We start from the raw sequence: 15,710 nt of genomic DNA on the forward strand, positions 1-15,710 counted from the left end.
TGCGTTCGGTATCGTGCCTGGGAATGATGTTCGGTTGTCGGGCGCTGAATTCTCGGTTCTGTGTGTTGGAAAGTGGGACGAAGTTGAGTCCGCAACATGATATGTCTAATCAATTTTGTTGAATTTAATTGAGGTAAAATAATGTTGGCGCAAATTCCACCATGTGACATTCTTTAGTCAAATAATAATTATTTGACTAGCATGTTTGCTGTAGGCGGTATACAGTGAAAGTCGTTGGATTGTCATAGTTATCAGGGGGAAATATGACTTTACTGGCAAAATATTACGTACCAGGGTTGGCCGTGGAGGACCATTCCATCAAAGTACCGCTGGATTGGCGCGTTAATTCGCCAGGCAAGGGCTTTACGGGGAAATCATTGAGCCTGTTCTACCGCGTGGTTACCGCACCGGAGCATGTCCATGACGATTTGCCGTTGCTGCTTTTTCTGCAAGGTGGTCCGGGAGGCGCTTCACCCCGCCCGTTGGATCCGTCAAGCGACGGTTGGATTGAAGAAGCCATCAAGCATTTCCGTGTTGTCCTGCCTGACCAGCGCGGCACCGGCCGTTCATCCTGCGTGGATTCAAACACGATGCGTCACATCGAAGGCGCCGAGAATCAGGCGGAGTATCTCAAATGTTTCCTAGCCGGTTCCATTGTCCGGGATTTTGAGCATTTGCGGCGTACGGAATTCGATGGCAGGAAATGGGTGACGTTGGGACAAAGCTATGGCGGGTTCCTGACGCTGGCTTATCTTTCGCTTGATCCGGAAGGGCTGGCGGCCTGCTTTACCACCGGTGGAATTCCTCACGTTCCTGCCAGTGCGCGTGAGGTGTATGAGCACACGTTTAATCGAATGGTCCAAAAGACGGTACAGTATTACCGCCGCTATCCGCATGATATCGAGCGTGTGACGGCCGTGGCCGACAAAATCGCCTCGCTCGAGGGCCATCACAAGGACGATATTCTGTTGCCCAACGGGGACCCGCTGACTGTCGAGCGGTTGCAGACCTTAGGCAGTGATTTTGGCATGAAGCCGAGCCCGGAACGTCTGCATTGGATTATGGATATGGCGTTCGCCAAAGACGACGGTTCCGAGAACGTTCATGCCCCGCTTTCCGATCAGTTCCTGGAAGCGGTTATGGAAGCTACTGCCTCCGATCCGTTGTATTGGCCTCTGCAGGAATTCATTTATGCCGATGGGGAGCTCGAAGAGCCTATGGGCTGGGCCGCGCAGCAGGTGCGTGACGCCCATCCGGAGTTCTCCGTCGAACATCGTCCGCTTGTATTCACCGGAGAAGCGGTGTTCCCCTGGATGTTCGAACAAGAGCGTGCGTTGCGTCCGTTCCGTGCGGCGATGGATGTGCTGATGAACGACACTCTTTTCTGCAAGATCTACGATACCGTCCAGTTGAAGCATAATGACGTGCCGCTTCAGGCCGCCGTCTATTTCGACGACATGTATGTCGATTCCGGTATGCAGCTCGATACGCTTTCGCGCGTGGGCAATGCACATGCCTGGGTCACCAACGAATATGAACATGACGGTATCCACCACGGAGGTGCGGTTTTCGCGCATCTCTACAACGAAGCGCTGAACCGTGGCGATTTGGAGAAGGTGTACTAGATCGTACAGGTTCTGCCAAACGGTTCTCCGTCGTCGGCGTTGGAAATTGAAATGAGATGATGTCTCGTATCGTTTACTGTTCCTGTGCTCGTACACCTTCGTATATGATGGTGAATTCAGCGGCCTCAGTGATGAGAAGCCGCTGAATATCGGATACAGAAAAGAGGTGTCCATGGAACCATCGTGGACGTGGCTTGACGAGCCAGAGACCTTCAGAGTCAATGAATTGCCTGCGCATTCAGATCATCGCTGCTATAGGAATCTGCAAGAGGCAGACGAGCAATGTTCAAGCCTTGTTCGTGATTTGGATGGTCAATGGCAATTCTCGTATGTCGACAATCCCGGGCTCATCCCGAAAGGCTTTTATTCGCCTGATGTTCCCGAAGAACGGTTCGGAAACATCGAGGTTCCCGTTCATATCGAACTTTCCGGTTATGCGCAGATTGAATATACCAACACCGCCTATCCGTGGGAGGGGTCTGTGTTCAGGCGTCCGGCTTATACCACGCCGCCGGAGGATCCGCAGGCCGGCAGCTTTTCGGAGGCCGCCGACAATCCGGTCGGGCTCTATCGCCGGTCTTTCAATCTCGATGAGGCTTGGGCATCTCAACCGTTGCATATTTGTTTCGAAGGGGTGGAACGCGCGTTCTATTTGTGGTGCAACGGTAAATTCGTGGGATATGCCGAGGATTCGTTCACCCCGAGCGCCTTCGATCTGAGCCCATATGTCCATGTCGGCGAAAATCTCGTCGCGGTGGCAGTGTTCCGACATTGCACCGCGAGTTGGATCGAAGACCAGGATTTCTTCCGTTTCTTCGGTATCTTTCGTCCAGTGAGACTGTTGTCGCTTCCGGCAACCCATGTCGACGATTTGACTGTCAAGCCGACTCTGAAAGACCATGATTATATCGGCGTCCTGAATGTCTCTGCCAAGCTTTCGCCCTTGCAAAACGGCTCGAAAGCGACAATGGAACTGGCTGATTGCGAAGGGAACGTACTCGTCAGCAACACGGTCGAGGCACAGGAACAGACCGTCTGGCCTACTTGCACACTGATGGATCCGCATCTGTGGTCGCACCGTGACCCCTACCTGTATCGTCTCACGATTACCGTCACCGACGTCAAGGGTGAGACTGTCGAGGTCGTGCCGCAGGCTGTCGGATTCCGCCGTGTTGAAATCGGTGCCGACAAGGTGGTGCGGCTCAACGGCCAACGTCTGCGCATTCTGGGCGTCAACCGCCACGAATGGAGCGCCACCAGAGGCCGCGCGATTACACAGGCCGACATGGACGCCGACATGGCGACTATCAAGACGAACCATATCAACGCCGTGAGAACCTGCCATTACTCCGATCAGCTTCCGTGGTATCGGATGTGCGACGAAGAAGGCATCTACGTCATGGCCGAAACCAATATGGAGTCGCATGGCACGTGGGCAAAACTGGAAAGCGAAGACGGGGCCTACAATGTTCCGGGCAGCTTCCCGCAGTGGCGTGAGATGGTGGTCGATCGCGCCAGAACCCAGTACGAGACGCTCAAAAACCATCCCTCGATTCTTTTCTGGTCGCTCGGCAATGAATCCTACGTCGGCGAGAACATCGTCGCGATGGAGGAATACTACAAATCGGTCGATCCGACCCGCCCTGTGCACTATGAAGGGGTGGTGCATAATCGTGAGTACGAGGACCGCGTTTCCGACTTCGAAAGCAGGATGTACGCCCCGCCGGCCGATGTCGTCGAGTATCTTGAGAACAACCCGAAAAAGCCGTTCGTCCTTTGCGAATACATGCACAGCATGGGCAATTCCGTCGGTGGGCTTTCCGACTATATGGATTTGTTTGATCGCTATCCGCAGTACATGGGTGGTTTCATCTGGGATTTCAAAGACCAGGCTCTTGAGGTCACCGATACCATCACCGGGCGCAAGGTGATGCGCTATGGCGGCGATTTCGACGACAGGCCTACCGCACGTCAATTCTCCGGTGACGGGTTGCTTTTCGCCGATGGGGCCGAAAAGCCCGCAATGCAGGAAGTGAACGAGGAGTATGGCAGATATGACCGATAACGTATGCATCGTCATCGATGAAGAACTGATTGGCCTGCATGCTTCCGGCTGCGACTGCCTCTTCGATTACAGCACAGGTCTGGTATCTCTCAAAACCGGTGGCAAGGAATGGCTGTATGGCGCACCGCAACCGGCATTCTGGCGGGCGACGACCGACAATGACCGAGGCAACGGTTTCTCCCGTCGCTCGGCGCAGTGGGCTGGTGCCGATCTGTTCAGCGTTGCAGGACGGCCGAGCCTCAGTATGGACCGCAAGCCAATCGGCATTCCCTACACTCCTGCAGATGGCAGCACCGGAGGCCAGCTATATGCTTCTGAAGCCTCGTTGACCTATACATTCACCACGCCGACAGTTCCGGCTACGACGGTGGATGTCTGCTATACGCTCGACGCTGCGGGAGATCTGACAGTGAACGTGCGTTATTACGGCAAACCGAATTTGCCGGAGCTGCCGGCTTTCGGCCTACGCATGGTCATGCCGACGCCCGCCACCGGTTTCACCTACTTCGGATTTCCGGGCGAGACCTACCCGGATCGGCTCGGAGCGGGCAGGAAAGAGCTCGTTGAAGTGGAGGGCCTGCATGTCACTCCTTATCTGGTTCCTCAGGAATGCGGGATGCATATGGATACCGACTGGGTGCGTGTCGATCGTGAGACGACGCTCAACAACGCCGATGAAGCCATCGCGCCGTATAGCCTGATCTTCGCTCGCAAAGACGAGTCGTTCGCGTTCAGCTGTCTGCCGTATACGCCGTTGGAGATGGAAAGCGCCACGCATCAGGAAGAGCTGCCGCCGGCGAGGCGTACGGTTTTGACGATATACGGTGCCGTGCGAGGCGTGGGCGGTGTCGACAGTTGGGGCGCGCCTGTGTCCGAACAATGTTCAATAAGCGGCGAAAAGGATATCGAATTCTCGTTCGTCATCAAGTTGTAGAACAAAACAACGCTATCACGTTGCAATGCTGAATACGGGCTGTTCATAATCGTTGTCTGCGATATGATGGGCCGTTCCGCCACGACAATGACGGAGCGGCCGTTTTATGGCGAAGGCCTCGCGTCTGATGGCCTGGCATCCTTGTCGGCGTGTAATGTCGACATCATTATCGAAAGGTGTGAATATGAGCGATTTGAACAACATGACTGTGGGATTCATCGGCTTCGGCAACATGGCGCAGGGCATTGCCAAAGGGCTGGTCAACGGGGAGTGATTTCCGGCTCGCAGATCGTCGCCAACTCCGGCCATTTTGAAAAAGCGCAATCTGCCGCCGCGGCCATCGGCGCCAAGGCCACGCATGCCGCCTCCGAGACCGTTGCGGCCTCCGATGTCGTAGTCATCGCTGTCAAACCCAACCAGATTGAAGCTGCACTTGCCGATGTACTTGACGAGCTGAAGACTGACGACAAGTTCATCGTCTCCGTCGCAGCCGGCCGTAATCTTGACTGCTACCAGGAACTGCTTGGCGACAGCGCACATGTACAGTGCGTCATTCCCAACACCCCCATCGAGGTCGGTCAAGGCATTCTCGTCACCGAAAATGCCAACACGCTGACCGATACGCAACGCGATGTGTTCGAGGCGCTGTTCTCGCCGATCGCCCTGATTGAGCGCGTGGACACCCCGCTGATGGACATCGGCTCGTCCGTGGCAGGATGCGCACCGGCGTTTACCGCCATCTATATCGAGGCGCTCGCGGATGCCGGCGTGAAGTACGGTCTCAAGCGTGAGACCGCCTATCGTCTCGCCGCCAAGATGACCGAAGGCGTCGGTGCACTTTATATGGCTACTGGTACCAATCCCGGTGCGATGAAGGACGCGGTCTGCTCGCCCGGCGGCACCACCATCAAAGGTGTCACCGAGTTGGAAAAGCAAGGCTTCCGTGGAGCGGTCATTTCCGGAGTCGATGCCATACAGAACGGCTGAGTCAGCTGGGAACGTTCTTGTCTTATTTTTTAAGATTGCGACATTGCCGGGTGTGATTATGCTTTTATTGCACGGTTAATCATCATTGTGCAATTAATCTCACGGAATATCCCCGTATCCTCACCTGTCGGCATTAAAATAAAAGCAATCAGTACATTACGGCTGGCAAAAGGACGACAGGAATCGAGGGCACAACAGCATGGGCAGGATACTTCTGGCGTCAAGTGCGCTTCCTGCCCTGCGCTCATTGCTCAGCGTGTTGCCTCAGCATCATGTCCAGCATTCCGGGTTGCGCATCGCCTATATTCCCACGGCCGACAAGCAAGGCATCTCTCGTTATGCGCGGCCGCTGATCCGGCACATGTTGCGTTCCGCAGGCTTCCGTGTGCATATGCTTGAAGTTGCAGGCGCCAGCTACGAGGAGATCCGTTATATCCTTTCGACCTGCGACATTATCTGGGTGGGTGGAGGCAACACTTTTTCCTGCTGCACGAGCTGAAACGTTCGGGCGCCGCCGATCTCATTGTCGAACAGGTCGCCGCAGGCAAGACCTACGTCGGAGTCTCTGCAGGGGCAGTCGTCGCCGGGCCGGACATCGAATACATCGGTGATATGGACAAGCGTAGTGCAGCGCCGTCGCTTCGGGATGTCACTGGGTTGCATCTGGTCGATTTCCGCGTGGTTCCGCATCTCGACAATCCCATCATGGGTCCTGCGGCTCGCGCCATTGCAGCTGCCGAACGCAAGGAAGGCCATTTCATCCGTACGTTGGCCGACGATTGGACCGTTTTGGTCAAGGGCGAGAACGGCCACATTCATTTCCGCCGTCCTTAGCGCCATCATTATTCTCTTATTTTTGAGTCGGTTCTCGAGCTGTTTGTTCTTGAGCCGTTCATTGTCGAATTGGACTTCCCACCCCGATTTTGATTGTTTCATCTTCGTAGGGTGCATTGCGCCGTGGGATTTGAGCTGTCGTTGTCTCTTTCAACGTCCGGTTCGCCGGTAGACTTGAGGTATGTCTTTAACTATCGGAATCGTCGGTCTGCCCAATGTCGGCAAATCCACCATGTTCAATGCCCTGACCCGCAACAATGTGCTTGCGGAAAATTATCCGTTCGCCACCATCGAGCCCAACACTGGCATCGTGCCGCTGCCCGACAAGCGTCTTCCCGTGCTCGCGGATTTGGTAGGCACTGAAAAGATTGTGCCGGCCACCGTCACCTTCGTTGATATCGCGGGCATCGTCAAGGGTGCCTCCGAGGGTGAGGGCCTGGGCAACAAGTTCTTGGCCAACATCCGTGAGGCCGATGCGATCTGCGAGGTCGTGCGCGCCTTCAAGGACGATGACATCGTTCATGTCAACGGCAAGGTTGACCCGTCCGACGACATCGACACCATCAACACCGAACTTATGCTCGCCGACCTGCAGACCATTGAGAATGCGCTGCCGAAGCTCGAGAAGGAGCTGCGCGGCAAGAAGGTCACGCAGGAGTACATGGACGCGGTTAAGAAGGCGCAGTCGATTCTCGAGGCGGGGAGACCATCGACCACGCCGCATCTGCCGGAAAGATTGACAAGGCCGACATTTACGACCTGCACCTGATGACCGCCAAGCCGTTCATCTATGTCTTTAACGTCGACGACAGAGAGTTGGGTGACAAGGACTTCCAGAAGCAGCTTGCCGATTCCGTGGCGCCTGCGCAGTCCATCTTCCTCAACGCTCAATTTGAATCAGACCTGACCGACCTCGACGAGGCCGATGCCCGTGAAATGCTCGCCGATGCAGGCCTGAAGGAATCCGGTCTCGACCAGTTGGCCCGAGTCGGCTTCGACGTGCTCGGTCTGCAGACCTTCCTCACCGCTGGTGTCAAGGAGGTGCGCGCCTGGCAAATTCATCAGGGTTGGACCGCCCCGCAGGCCGCCGGCGTCATCCACAGCGATTTCGAGCGTGGCTTCATCAAGGCCGATATCGTCTCCTACGACGATTTCGTCGCCGCCAAGGGCAGCATGAACGAAATCAAGGAGGAAGGCAAGCTCCGTCAGGAGGGCCGCGACTACGTGATGCAGGACGGCGACATCGTAGACTTCAAGTTCAACGTGTGAGTTTGCAAAAGTCTATCTGCTAAGAGTGGCCCGATATTTCTGGATTGGGTCACTCTTGCTATCTCAAGACCATCGAAGTTTAAAAGTTTCGAATAAATTTATGCAAAAATGAAAGGTGTTTTATGCTAAAGCTTTTAGTTCTACGAATCAGTTTGTTATGAAATAATGAACTTAATCAATAGAATACTAGTGCTTAAATTGACAAGTAGTGAGAATATACGCCTATTGCCACAAAACGAGACTTGCGGATTATCGTGCAACATTTTGCGGTGCAGCGTAAGTTGCTGAGGATGTAGGTCAGATAATACGTAAGTTCCCTTAAACCAAATTTGCCATATTGATTGAGTGCAAATAAATACTATAGTATTGGAAAATAAATGTCTTCTGTAGAGAATCAACATAGGCAGCGTTTTGCTGTTATTAAGCAATGGTCGATATCTGGCATAGAGCGACCAAGAGAAAGTTTTTATGTCGAAGAAGAATTCAAGCAGCGACTCCGGGAAAATGATTGCGATACGTTCTTTAAACCGGTTCAATTAAATGATTCAGAGGATATGCATTACAACTTGGAAGTGAGCTATCTAATAGATGCATTTGATGAGTTGCCTCATCGAGTAGATCTAGCTTTTGATTCGGCGTGGAAGGCACTGGAATCAGCATTGTCATTCAATTACTCCTCGGGCAATACTACTGAAAATCTTAATCAATTTGTTAATGAGGACTTTTTAGAGAGCAATGACATATGTGACCTTCTTTGTAAGAATATCCCCATTCAGTCATGTGAATACCTTTACAATCGTTTGATTGAAGATTCTTGTAGAGAAGATGCTGAAAAAGAAAAAGCGGAAAAGGAAGAAGTAAAAACCGGGAAAAATAAAAGCAAAATGACAGATGCAGATCGTTTGTTCAATAGGTTGAAGCTCAAAGAGAATCTTGGGATTGGTGAACTTATCCGTGTCTTAAAAGGACGGTATAAGAACGGTAACGGTCAACGCTGTGAGGTACATAATGGTCCAAGATTTATAAAAAAGTGCTGAATAAAGAAAGCAATATCGCGCTTCGTGAAAATGAACCTAAGGGAGAATCGAGGCGCGGCAAATCTTTTCTTGTTCTGCTGCAGAGCGAAGGCGTTTATTGATTTCTGGGCTCTTATACACTTTCCGGTGTGACCGATTCCATGGCGATTCTCTTTCTCCTTTCCTTAGTAGTAAGGCATCTATTAAAACCTATACTCATCCATATTTTTCCTTCATTGCTTCCTATTATTTGTTGCTTTGTTTGTGGGTTAAAAAAATGCCTGAAGTGCTGAATACGGATTTTGGGGGTGTGCAGAGTTCCCTAAAAGAAAACCTTACTCGTGCGGAAGCTATCTTTGGAAAAGATTGGAATGAAGGTTTAGGTTAATTAATATCAGCTATTATTTAATTATGACAATGAACTTTGATTCGTGCGAATGGTGGAAACACTGAATAGATGAAGAAAGCGTGATAATAGGCTTTGCTTCGTTCGCTCTGTCCGCGTAAATCAGTTTTATGGCATGATGATGGTGATGGGGATTCATCAATAACGATGGATATTAAAACCTTTCGAAAGGAATCGACATGGCTAATGAGCGACGAGTAGTGATTTTGGGCGGGCATGGCAAGGTGGCACTGCTGGCAGAGCCGAAACTGAAAGAGGCCGGGTTTGCGGTGGATGCGGTCATCCGCAATCCTGCACAGTCCGATGATGTACGCAAGGCTGGCGCGAATCCGGTGGTCTTCGATATGGAACATGCCAATGTCGACAGCTTCGCGGGCCTGTTCGAAGGCGCCGTTGCCGTCGTGTTCTCGGCCGGTGCCGGCGGCGGGGATGCCGTCCGTACCCATGCTGTTGATTACCAGGCAGCGGTCAATGCGATGGATGGTGCCGAAAAGGCTGGTGTGCGTCGTTTTGTGATGGTTTCCTATGACACCGCCGACCGCGATCCGCAGAAGATGGGTTGGCCTGAATCGTTCGTCCCGTATGCGCAGGCCAAGCACGATGCAGACGCACATTTGCGTGATTCCTCGCTCGAATACACGATTCTCGGGCCTGGTATGCTCACGCTCGAGCCGGAAACCGACAAGATCGTCTTGACTGATGACCACACGATGATTGACGGCAAGCCGGCAACCAGCGGGCAGCGTGCGACTTCACGCGGCAACGTCGCGGCGGTTATCGCTCGTGTGCTTTCGGCGGATGTCGCCAAGCGCAAGACCATTGCTTTCTATGACGGTGACAAGCCGATTGACGAGGTCCTTGTCTAAGCCTTGCAAAAAGGAAATCGGATATTCGGTGTTCGGATATTCAAGATTTGGGAAAGTGCCGCGACGTCAGATTCGATGCGGCATTTCCTGTTTCTGGAATGCATGCAAGAATTCAACGCATTCAAGGATTCTTTTTCAGGGCCATGATGACGATGGCATAACGTTTCCGGAACAAAGCTGGCTTCAATAAAACAGATATTCGTTCGTGCATTTCGAATTTTCAGCCTTGCGATTATGGTTAAATTGAATGGACGAGGCATTGTTTCACTTAAGAGAAGAAAGGCTCACCGACAATGGAACAGAAACAGTACGTATGTGAAAAGTGCGGTTGTCAGCATTACACCTCCGACCAGTTCCAGGCCACGGGCGGCGAGTTCGCCAAGCTGTTCAACGTACAGAACAAGAAGTTCATCACCGTCAGCTGCACACAATGCGGCTACACCGAGCTTTACCGTGCCGAGACCGACGCGGGCATGAACGTTCTCGATTTTCTGATGAGCTGATATCTGTCATTCCGATTCGGCCTGCGCTAGTCTGGGCATATAAAGGCCAAAAGGAGCGGAAAATATGACGATTGCGCTGAAACGAATGTATGAAGCGGCCGAGGATTCGGATGGATACCGTGTGTTGGTCGATAGACTTTGGCCGCGCGGGATTTCGAAGGTGAACGCCAAGCTTGATTTGTGGCTCAAGGAGATTGGTCCAACCACCGAGCTGCGTCAATGGTTCGGCCATGATCCTGTCAAATTCGATGAGTTTGCAGATAAATATCGCAAGGAACTTGACGGCAACGCTGATGTGGTCGGCAAGCTGGTCGCGATTTGCCGTGAACAGCCGAAAGTCACATTGCTATATGGGGCTAAGGATGCGGAACACAACCAGGCCGTGGTGCTGAGGGATTATCTGCATCGTCATCTTAAATAGGGGATTCATGCCCACTGCGGCTCGCCAATTTTGTGCCGGCATTATCGCCATCTCGGATTTGCTTCGGTAGGTTTATCTGTCGATGGATTGCATGTTTCGATGTAGTAAACTTCATAGAAAAATCCGTATTTAGGCCGTGTGGCTTTGTCTGTACAGCGTATGATTGAAGCCATGGCGACAGTGACGTTATCGATTCCGAGGGCACGGCGGCGTGAACGTGCCATTTCCGACTACTTCGACATGTGGGTGACGCGCGATTTCGACAAGCTCGATGCGTATTTCGCTCCTGATTGTATCTATGAGCAAAGCAATGGTCACATCTACGAAAACCGCAATCAAGTTCATCACTGGATTGAGGATTCGCTTGATCATCAGACTGTAACGACGTGGAGGATAGCAACTTTCACCCATGCACGCGGCCGCGAGGGGCAGCCGTCGATTACTGTCTTCTGGACATTTGCGGCCAAGAACGACGATGGCAGCGACGATGCGTTCGATGGTGTATCGGTCTTTGAGTTCAACCGTCAGAACAAGATCAAGCGTGTTCGCGAATATCACGCGAAGCATCGTCGCGATTGCCCATACAAGGGTGAATAGAAGCAAACAACCTAATAGCGTTGAGATTCAGAAGAAACGGGTCATCGCCAATAGCGATTGACCTGTTTCTCTGTTTGGTTCTTCTTTGCGTTGTCTGTGCGATAATGGGGGAAGATAGGCAATAGAAATCAACAGATGGAAACGAAAACGAGGTTTGGCATATGGGCATGCCAATGGATTTGTATGTGATTCGGCACGGGGAGTCGGAGGCGAATGTCATCGTCAAAGCGGGGAGCACGGTGACAACTCGCTGTTTACCCAGGACAACGTCACTGTCCCCGATCGTTCGTGGAGGCTGACGGCAACGGGACGTAAGCAGGCCTATTGCATCGGTCGCTGGCTGGTCGAGCAACAGCAGCTTTTCGACCGCTATCTGGTGTCTCCTTACGTGCGCACCCGCGAGACTGCGGCGACCATGGCGCTGCCCAAGGCCAAATGGGAGGAGACCCGCGTGCTGCGCGAGCGTTCGTGGGGCGAGATCAGCACAGTGACCCAGGATATGTTCAAGAACAACTACGAGCGCAACTGGATGTTCAAGAAAACCGATCCGCTCTACTGGCGCCCGCCGGCCGGCGAATCGCTGGCCGATGTGGCTGAAAACCGCGTCCATAATCTGCTGACGTCGCTGAACCGCCGTGCCGAAGCACAGTCCGTCATCGCGGTCACCCATGGCGATTTCATGCTTTCGCTGATGCTGACCCTCGAAGACCTTTCCGACGAGGAGTTCCTGCGGCGTGCCGACAGCGACAGCTGGAAAATCACCAACTGCACCTGCCTGCACTATTCGCGGCGTGACCCACACACCGGCCTTACCGATGAGCGCATTCGTTTCGAACAGACTGCGCGCCCGGTCTATGACAAGGACACCGGCCGCTGGGTGGTAAAGGTCGACCCGTGGCGCGAGTTCCAGCGCCCCTTCCTCTCCAACGGCGACTTGGTGGACGTCGTCCAGTCCGTGAATCCTCATTTGTGAAATAATCGACACGCTGATGTCAGGGGTGTCGCTAAAATGTCCCAAGGCGCGCGACGAAAGCAAAAGCCGCGTGGCAAATCCCCTATTTTCAATTAGTGGCGGAAGTATGCCTAAAAGGAGAGTCAAGGATGGGCAACATGTTCACCTGGAAACTGCATGGCGACGGCAAAACGTTGAATCCCGGAGAGGTGGTCGACCCTGACGAGCGCATGACGTGGGGCCGAACGGCAGGCATTGGTGCCCAGCACGTCATCGCGATGTTCGGCGCGACGTTCCTCGTTCCGATTCTGACGGGCTTCGATCCGTCCACGACGTTGTTCTTCACAGCAATGTCGACGGCGTTGTTCCTGTTGATCAATAAAAATGAGCTACCCAGTTATTTGGGTAGCTCATTTGGTTTTATAGCCCCGATTGTCGCGGTCACCACCGCCCACAAGGGCATCGCCGTGGCCAGCTTTGGCATCATGGTCACCGGCATGCTGCTGGCACTGATTGGTCTGTTGGTGCACTTTGCCGGCGCCAAGTGGATCGACATCATCATGCCGCCGGTGGTCAACGGTGCCATCGTCGCCATCATCGGCTTTAACCTCGCCCCTTCGGTGTGGAACAATTTCCAGAAGGCCCCGGACACCGCTGTCGTCACGTTGGCTGCCGTCCTGCTCATCGCGATGCTGTTCAAAGGTCTGCTCGGTAGACTGAACATTTTGCTTGGTGTCTTGGTCGGCTATGCCTACGCCTGCTTCCGCGGGCAGGTAGATTTCGCTGCGGTCGGCAAGGCTGCATGGATCGGTTTCCCGCACTTCCACCTTCCGCAGGCTGACTTCTCCGTGCTGCCCATGTTCATCCCTGTGGTCATGGTACTGATAGCCGAAAATGTTGGCCACGTCAAGTCCGTCGCGCAGATGACCGGCCACAACTATGACGACCACATCGGCACCGCCCTCTTCGCCGACGGCTTGGGCACTGCCATCGCCGGCTTCGGCGGCGGCTCCGGCACCACCACTTACGGTGAGAACATCGGCGTGATGTCCGCCACCCGCGTCTATTCCACGGCCGCCTACTGGTGCGCTGCTGCCTTCGCGCTGATCCTGAGCCTCTGCCCGAAGTTCGGTGCCATCATCAACACGATTCCCGCTGGCGTGCTCGGTGGTGTGACCACCCTGCTCTACGGCATGATTGGTATGGTCGGCGTGCGCATCTGGGTCGACAACCACGTCGACTTTGGCAAGCCCTTGAACAACATGACCGCCGCCGTGACGATGATCATCGGTATCGCCGACTTCGGATTCGCCATCAATGGCGTCAAGTTCAACGGCATCGCCATCGGCACCGTCGCGGTGCTCGTGATCTACCACGGTCTGCGCGCCATCGGTCGTGCCACCGGCGCCATTCCCAAGGATGATGGCGAGTGAGTGCCTGATGATTCGGTCGAATATGAATTGACATATTTCGACTGCAAATTATCGGCTGGATGACGAAACTGTCATCCAGCCGATTGCGTTTCGGTAGTTTGAGGATATTTATAGTCAGGGAACGTGTTTGTCATGATTCAATCAAGACCATAGTCTGCGATGGCTGCAATCGAAACGTTTCCGGTTTGACGATACTGTTATAGATACTGTGATTTATGTAATAGATACTACCTTTATAAAAATGGGTCATTCTTTTGACAAATGGTTTTTAGAGTCATATAGTTAATCTCCGTCAGTTGTCCAATGCGAGGATGCAGGAGAGTTAAATATGAGTATTCATGTAGTCATCATGGGCGTTGCCGGCTGCGGCAAAACCACTGTGGCACAGGCAGTCAGCGACCAGCTGGGATTTGTCATGGCCGAGGGCGATGACTTCCATCCGAAGGCAAACGTCGAAAAGATGAGCCATGGTATCCCACTTACCGATGAGGATCGTTGGCCGTGGCTTGAGATTATCAGCCAGTGGATGACCGATCAGGACAAGCAGGGAAACTCGACGGTGGTCTCATGCTCGGCACTCAAGCGTGAGTATCGTGAAGTGCTTCAGAAGCATGTCGATGTTCTCTTCGTCCATCTTTCCGGAACGCAGGAGCTTATCGGAGACCGTCTGTCCAAGCGCCAAGGCCACTATATGCCGCCGTCGCTTCTGCCCAGCCAATTCGCTGATCTCCAGCCGCTCGAGCCGGACGAAAACGGTGTCACGGTTTCCGTGGAAGGTGACCCCGCCACGGTCGAAAGCCGCGCCATCGATGCCATCAAGCATTATGAGGAAACCGGCAAACTCGCATAGTGGAAAATCGCCACAGCGAAGGCAAGGCTGTCGCTGTGGCGATTTCTTCGATGATGTTTATTCGTGTTTTACCAAACCTTTAAAGGTGAAGGAAAGGATAAAAGATGGCAGAATTTTCAATTCATAGCTTTGAACTGACCGATAAGGTCGTGCTCATTACCGGAGGAGCGAGCGGGCTCGGCAAATACTATACCCAGGCTGTCAGTACCGTTGGTGCCGATGTCTGCGTAGTCAGTGCTTCCGAGAACGGCTGGGACGAGACTCGAAAGATCGTCGAAGAAAACGGTCGCAAAGTCGTTTTCATCAAGCAGGACATCACCGCGGAAGGCGCGGCGAAATCCATCGTGGAACAGACCCTCAAGGAGTTCGGCCGCATCGATGTGCTCATCAACAACGCCGGCATCCAGCTGCGTCACGATCTTGCCGATTTCCCTGACGAGGACTGGCGCAAGGTCATCGACGTGAATCTCAACGCTCTGTATTATCTTTCGCATGAAGTCGCGAAAGTGATGATGAGGCAGAAGAGCGGCAAGATCGTCAACATCGGTTCGATGCAGTCCTACCGTGCCGGCAAGAGGATTTTCCCTTACACCGCAAGCAAGCACGCCGTCATGGGGCTGACCAAGGCCTACGCCGATGCCCTTGCGCCGTACAACGTGCAGGTCAATGGCCTGGCTCCCGGGTACATCAATACGCCGATGACGTTGGCCCTGCAGAACGACCCGGTGCGCAGCGTCGAGATTCATGACCACATCCCGGCAGGCCATTGGGGAGAGCCGAATGAGCTGATGGGGGCCATGGTGTTCCTGTGCTCGTCCGCTTCCGATTACGTCACCGGTGTGATGCTTCCCGTCGATGGGGGCTATCTGCTCCGCTGACCGCAAGGCCGACGGAAGCGTACATCAAGTTGTTTCCTGCGTCGAAAGGTGCGGGAAGTCAAAAAACAAGTAAT

11 protein-coding genes and 4 pseudogenes are annotated in these 15,710 nt (G+C 53.3%); all 15 read left to right on the forward strand.

Annotation, left to right across the window (positions count from 1 at the left end; translation table 11 throughout):
• Nucleotides 1-263 precede the first annotated feature (263 nt).
• The 15 genes and pseudogenes from OZX57_RS03310 to OZX57_RS03380 all read left to right on the forward strand — a co-directional run bounded on the left by OZX57_RS03310 (nucleotide 264) and on the right by OZX57_RS03380 (nucleotide 15,636).
• Nucleotides 264-1,625, forward strand: coding sequence for an alpha/beta fold hydrolase (locus OZX57_RS03310; protein WP_277162702.1), 1,362 nt, complete (start codon nucleotides 264-266; stop codon nucleotides 1,623-1,625).
• A 172-nt stretch (nucleotides 1,626-1,797) separates the two neighbouring features.
• Nucleotides 1,798-3,690 (forward strand): glycoside hydrolase family 2 TIM barrel-domain containing protein, encoded by a 1,893-nt coding sequence (locus OZX57_RS03315; RefSeq protein ID WP_277162703.1) that lies wholly within the window; start codon nucleotides 1,798-1,800, stop codon nucleotides 3,688-3,690.
• A complete protein-coding gene (locus OZX57_RS03320) occupies nucleotides 3,680-4,624 on the forward strand; it encodes a beta-galactosidase small subunit (protein ID WP_277162704.1) in 945 nt (314 codons plus the stop codon). Before OZX57_RS03315 ends, OZX57_RS03320 begins: the two co-directional genes overlap by 11 nt.
• 184 nt (nucleotides 4,625-4,808) lie before the next feature.
• Nucleotides 4,809-5,611, forward strand: a pseudogene (gene proC / locus OZX57_RS03325) (pyrroline-5-carboxylate reductase).
• 199 nt (nucleotides 5,612-5,810) lie between these two features.
• A pseudogene (locus OZX57_RS03330) lies at nucleotides 5,811-6,445 on the forward strand (Type 1 glutamine amidotransferase-like domain-containing protein).
• A 181-nt stretch (nucleotides 6,446-6,626) separates the two neighbouring features.
• Nucleotides 6,627-7,714, forward strand: a pseudogene (ychF, locus tag OZX57_RS03335) (redox-regulated ATPase YchF).
• A gap of 377 nt (nucleotides 7,715-8,091) precedes the next feature.
• Nucleotides 8,092-8,751: a hypothetical protein gene (locus OZX57_RS03340; protein WP_277162705.1), complete on the forward strand. Its 660-nt coding sequence runs from the start codon at nucleotides 8,092-8,094 to the stop codon at nucleotides 8,749-8,751.
• Between the two features lie 564 nt (nucleotides 8,752-9,315).
• Entirely contained in the window at nucleotides 9,316-10,002 is a 687-nt protein-coding gene (locus OZX57_RS03345; protein ID WP_277162706.1) for an SDR family oxidoreductase, read from the forward strand.
• A 293-nt stretch (nucleotides 10,003-10,295) separates the two neighbouring features.
• Nucleotides 10,296-10,505 carry a zinc ribbon domain-containing protein gene (locus tag OZX57_RS03350; protein ID WP_277148444.1) on the forward strand — a complete coding sequence of 70 codons (210 nt, stop codon included), beginning with the start codon at nucleotides 10,296-10,298 and terminating at the stop codon, nucleotides 10,503-10,505.
• A 64-nt stretch (nucleotides 10,506-10,569) separates the two neighbouring features.
• Nucleotides 10,570-10,926: a DUF488 domain-containing protein gene (locus OZX57_RS03355; protein WP_277162707.1), complete on the forward strand. Its 357-nt coding sequence runs from the start codon at nucleotides 10,570-10,572 to the stop codon at nucleotides 10,924-10,926.
• A gap of 180 nt (nucleotides 10,927-11,106) precedes the next feature.
• Complete coding sequence (locus OZX57_RS03360; protein ID WP_277162708.1) at nucleotides 11,107-11,523, forward strand: nuclear transport factor 2 family protein; 417 nt, start codon at nucleotides 11,107-11,109, stop codon at nucleotides 11,521-11,523.
• 161 nt (nucleotides 11,524-11,684) lie between these two features.
• Nucleotides 11,685-12,496: pseudogene (locus OZX57_RS03365) on the forward strand (histidine phosphatase family protein).
• A 128-nt stretch (nucleotides 12,497-12,624) separates the two neighbouring features.
• On the forward strand, nucleotides 12,625-13,908 hold the full coding sequence (locus OZX57_RS03370) for a solute carrier family 23 protein (RefSeq protein WP_277162709.1): 1,284 nt from the start codon (nucleotides 12,625-12,627) through the stop codon (nucleotides 13,906-13,908).
• A 328-nt stretch (nucleotides 13,909-14,236) separates the two neighbouring features.
• Nucleotides 14,237-14,758 (forward strand): gluconokinase, encoded by a 522-nt coding sequence (locus OZX57_RS03375; protein WP_277162710.1) that lies wholly within the window; start codon nucleotides 14,237-14,239, stop codon nucleotides 14,756-14,758.
• A 104-nt stretch (nucleotides 14,759-14,862) separates the two neighbouring features.
• Entirely contained in the window at nucleotides 14,863-15,636 is a 774-nt protein-coding gene (locus OZX57_RS03380) for a glucose 1-dehydrogenase (RefSeq protein ID WP_277162711.1), read from the forward strand.
• Nucleotides 15,637-15,710: the final 74 nt, after the last annotated feature.

Source organism: Bifidobacterium sp. ESL0682, assembly GCF_029392815.1.
Classification (GTDB): Bacteria; Actinomycetota; Actinomycetes; order Actinomycetales; family Bifidobacteriaceae; genus Bifidobacterium.